Consider the following 1,162-nt stretch of genomic DNA (forward strand, 5'->3'; position numbering starts at 1 on the left):
TATTCCGGCATGAGCATTGTCTCGACGAAGACGTCCAGCTTGTGCAGGTAGATGTTGGACAGGACCGGGGACAAAACCCCGCCTTGCGGCGCGCCGCTGAGCGTCGCGTTCCAGGTCCAGTCTTCCAGGTATCCGGCTTGGAGCATGTTGCGCACGAGCCGCAGGAACCGGCTGTCGTGGATTTTGTCGCCCAGGGTTTCGAGCATCACTCGATGGTCGAGCGAGTCGAAGCACTTGGCGATGTCTCCCTCGATGAACCATGTTGTCCCGGTCCAGGCGCGTGCCACCTCGCTCAGTGCGGTGTGGCAGCCCCGTCGGGGACGGAAACCGTGTGAGTGGTCGGAGAACCGGGGCTCGAAGTATGCCTCCAGGAGGAGGCGCATCACCTCGCCCACCAGCTTGTCCGTCCATGGCGGCAGCCCGAGCGGTCTGGTCTTCCCGTTCTTTTTCGGGATGAGGACCCGCTTGACCGGTTTGAATCGGAACCGTTCGTGGCGTAACGCATCGATGATGCTTCCGATTTTTTCCAGTGACATGCCGTCCGCGGTTTCCCCCGAGGCCCCGGGTGTCATCGCCCCCTTGTTGGAGTAGATGCGGCCGTGGGCCAGGAGATACAGCTGCGGGTTGAACATCTGTCGATAGAGCTCGTTGCACGGCAGGTTCCGCCTGCCGCGTTCACGGAGGATCTCAAGTACCGCTTCGGCGCTCTGCATTACGCATACCTTCCGGCCTTGTAGATCCCATGTCGCCTGTGTCCCTTCGCCCTGCTTCCGGCTCTCCCGGACTCCATGGCAGGTCGTTACTCCTGCGACTACTACGGACACTCCGTCACCATGGGGCTCGCGCCCTTTAGGTGATCCCATGGTTCGTCCTGATGTACGTATCTAGCGCGACTTAGGCGCCCCACTCATCTCCTTGAATTCCCTCGCTGGGAATCGCCCCGTCTCCCGGAGTTGCATCAGCCGTGTGAAATAGCAGATGCAGGGGACGGCGTCGGCGCCAGGCGTCGTGCCGACGGATCCGTCTTTTAATCGACTGGAGATTGGGGTTCAGGCAATCCAGCTTTCGCCGTATCGCGCGGGTCTCTCGGTGCACCGTCCCTGACACCTGGACCCGGCCACCGATTTCCTGACATGCTACGGTCCCCATCACCTTTCAGCTC

At 61.4% G+C, this 1,162-nt stretch carries 1 protein-coding gene; it reads right to left on the reverse strand.

All coding sequences use genetic code 11. From position 1 onward, the window contains the following. Window positions 1-713, reverse strand: a 713-nt coding sequence (locus AB0I77_RS53775) for a reverse transcriptase/maturase family protein (RefSeq protein ID WP_363290366.1), incomplete at its 3' end; no start/stop codon positions are given. Window positions 714-1,162 lie beyond the last annotated feature (449 nt).

Origin of the sequence: Streptomyces sp. NPDC050619, from assembly GCF_040654815.1 — a bacterium.
Classification (GTDB): Bacteria; Actinomycetota; Actinomycetes; order Streptomycetales; family Streptomycetaceae; genus Streptomyces.